The 3,263-nt window shown below is 57.9% G+C and carries 2 protein-coding genes; both read left to right on the top strand.

The genetic code is table 11. From position 1 onward, the window contains the following. The first annotated feature begins 183 nt into the window (after positions 1–183). Positions 184–477 (top strand): hypothetical protein, encoded by a 294-nt coding sequence (locus tag ACOCD2_RS14960; protein ID WP_293649221.1) that lies wholly within the window; start codon positions 184–186, stop codon positions 475–477. Positions 478–597: 120 nt separating this feature from the next. Beyond that, positions 598–2,967 carry an endopeptidase La gene (gene lon / locus ACOCD2_RS14955; RefSeq protein ID WP_293649224.1) on the top strand — a complete coding sequence of 790 codons (2,370 nt, stop codon included), beginning with the start codon at positions 598–600 and terminating at the stop codon, positions 2,965–2,967. Positions 2,968–3,263: the final 296 nt, after the last annotated feature.

The following is a 3,263-nucleotide window of genomic DNA, read 5'->3' as shown; positions in this document are numbered from 1 at the left end:
TGTTGGGTCAATAGCATAGACTCGGCGTACTATGATGTCAAGCCTCTACAGACATGAAAAAGCGATTGTAGATCCATGGAGGCAGGCTTGTACTCATCTTAGGGGCGAGTAGTTACCTCTAAACTCTAGTTCAATAAAAACAATGTGAAAATCTTCAATGTCGATGAAAGCGGAGATGTCACGATGGGAGGACATGGGCTGGTTGCATTCCCGCGCCCGGCCTACGAGTCCAACTGGACAGCGGTGTCGTTGGGCGGAAATGCCACACTGACCCACAACCTGGGTCACAATTCTGGCAACTATGTGGTGGACATCATATGCAAGGACACTGAAGTAGGCGGCAGGGACATACACGCCTCGTCCTACTCGAGTACCGAATGGCGGAATCTGACGAACAGTCAAATCACGATACACAGGGCAGCCGGTGATCTCACTTGTGATCTGATCAAGATCCGTATCTGGATGTACCAGTATTAAGCCAGAAACAATCGCCATCGCGAATGCTTCTTACAGGGGGATGTTCCTGTCCGGCTCTTGAATTCCGGCAGAACCCCCCCATGTAGAAGTATCCGAAAATCCCTGTTGATCTGAGCACCCATGACCGAAGAAAGCCAGTTGCTTGCCCGCGCAGACGAAGTGCTGCCCAACATCATCCATCTTCTGCCCATCGCCGCCCGACCGTTTTTCCCCGGCCAGGGTGTGCCGCTGCTCATGGACGCCAGGCACTGGGCGCCGACCCTGAAAGCCATCCGCGAATCGAATTCCGATCTGATCGGCCTGGTGCTCACGGCCGATGACGAGGCGGAGAAGACCACCACCAAGGCCATGTACCGGGTGGGAACCGTGGGCCGCATTCACAAGGTGCATGAAGTGGATGGCCAGTTGCAGGTGCTGGTGGAATGCCTGCAGCGCTTCCGTATCGAAAAGTACATCAGCGCCAATCCGCCCTATATCGCCCGGGTGGATTACCTGCGCGAGCCTTCCGGCAAGCTGACCAAGGACATCAAGGCCTATGCCCTGGCCATCGTCAACACCATCAAGGAGCTGTTGCCGCTCAATCCCCTGCTGCAGGAAGAACTGCGTTTTTTCCTCGACCGTTTCGGCCCGGAGAACCCCTCCCTGCTGGCGGATTTCGCCACCGGACTGACCTCCGCCAGCAAGCAGGAACAGCAGGAAGTGCTGGAAACCGTCGAGCTGCTGCCACGCATGGAAAAAGTGCTGGCCCTGCTCAGCAAGGAGCTGGACCTGGCACGTTCCCAGCAGAAGATCCGCGATACCGTGGAAGAACACATGGACGCGCAGCAGCGGGAGTTCTTCCTGCGCGAGCAGCTCAAGGTGATCCAGCAGGAGCTGGGCATCTCCAAGGATGACCGCACCGCCGACATCGACAAGTACCGCGAGCGCATGGCAAAGCTGGATCTCAGTGAAGAAGCCAAGGAACGGGTAGAGGAAGAGCTGGACAAGCTGTCCATATTGGAACCCAGTTCGGCGGAATACAACGTCACCCGCAGCTATCTGGACTGGATCACACAGCTGCCCTGGGGCATCGAATCCGACGACAACCTGGATCTGGCCCACGCCCGCAAAGTGCTGGACCGGGATCATTTCGGCCTGGAAGACGTGAAAGCGCGCATTCTCGAATTTCTCGCCCTGGGCATACAGCGCGGCGAGATCAAGGGCTCCATGATCCTGCTGGTGGGACCGCCCGGTGTGGGCAAGACCTCCATCGGGAAGTCGGTGGCGGAAGCCATGAACCGCAAGTTCTACCGTTTCTCCCTGGGCGGCATGCGTGATGAGGCCGAGATCAAGGGACACCGGCGCACCTATGTGGGCGCCATGCCGGGCAAGTTCATTCAGGCACTGAAAACCGCCGGTACGCAGAACCCGGCCATCATGCTGGACGAAATCGACAAGATCGGCGCCAGCTTCCAGGGCGATCCGGCATCGGCCCTGCTGGAAGTGCTGGACCCGGAGCAGAATGCGGAGTTCCTCGATCATTATCTGGACCTGCGTTTCGACCTGTCCGAGACCCTGTTCATCTGCACCGCCAACCAGCTGGACACTATTCCAGGCCCCCTGCTGGACCGCATGGAGGTTATCCAGCTGTCCGGCTATATCACCGAAGACAAGCTGCAGATCGCCCGCCGCTTCCTGCTGCCCAAGCAGATCAAGAGTGCGGGACTGAAACGCGGTCAGATCAAGATCAACACACCGGTGATGCGCAGGATCATCCAGGATTATGCCCGGGACGCGGGGGTGCGCCGGTTGGACAAGCAGCTGGCGAAAATCGTGCGCAAGGCGGTGGTGAAGATGCTGGAAGGCGCGAAGCCGCCGATCGAGATAACCCAGGACAACCTCAAGGATTATCTGGGACCGGCTGTTTTCAGCGACGAGCGCAAGCTTTCCGGCCCCGGCGTGGTCACCGGCCTGGCCTGGACCTCCATGGGCGGCGCCACCCTGAGCATCGAAGCCGTGCATACCCACAGCTTCACTCGCGGCTTCAAGCTCACTGGCCAGCTCGGTGACGTGATGAAAGAATCGGCCGAGATCGCCTACGGCTTCGTGGTCAGCCATGCGGAGCAGTTCGGCATCGCCCCGGAATTCTTCGAAAAATCCTTCATTCACCTGCATGTACCCGCTGGCGCTACCCCGAAGGATGGCCCTTCCGCGGGCGTCACCATGGCATCGGCGCTATTGTCTCTGGCGCTGAACAAGCCTGTGCGCAACATCGCTATGACCGGCGAACTGACACTCACCGGCGAGGTATTCCCCGTCGGCGGTATCCGTGAAAAGGTCATCGCGGCAAGACGGGTAGGGATTCGCGAGCTGATTCTGCCCGCTGACAACAAGGGTGACTGGGAAGAAATCCCGGCGCACATCCGCAAAGGCATCAGGGTGCACTTTGCCACCACCTACAGCGATGTGCTGCCACTGCTTTTCAGTAAAGGCCGCAAGAGAGGGGCTTGACTGTACTTTCAGCATTCCGGCTCTGGATGTTCCCCGGATTCGGGTGAGACATGCCAGCCGGAATATCCGCAAAATAGGAAAATGCAACCGACATGGCTGAGCGCGCCCATAAGCTGCCCCTGAATACCGGAACGCCATTTCCTGCACTTTAACATCGATCCTGGTCCATAATAAACAGGCTCTTCCCCTGATTGAGTGGGCGCCCATCATCTAGTAATCCCATCAGGGTAAAGATCCAACCCGCCGAGATGGAAGTAAATGGCATTGGCAAACCGCTCTTTATTGCGGAAGCCTCT

Origin of the sequence: Thiolapillus sp. (assembly GCF_048562965.1) — a bacterium.
GTDB lineage: Bacteria > Pseudomonadota > Gammaproteobacteria > Chromatiales > Chromatiaceae > Thiolapillus > Thiolapillus brandeum_A.
The sequence above is the reverse complement of the archived record's forward strand: the minus strand, read 5'-3'. Positions and strand labels throughout refer to the sequence as shown.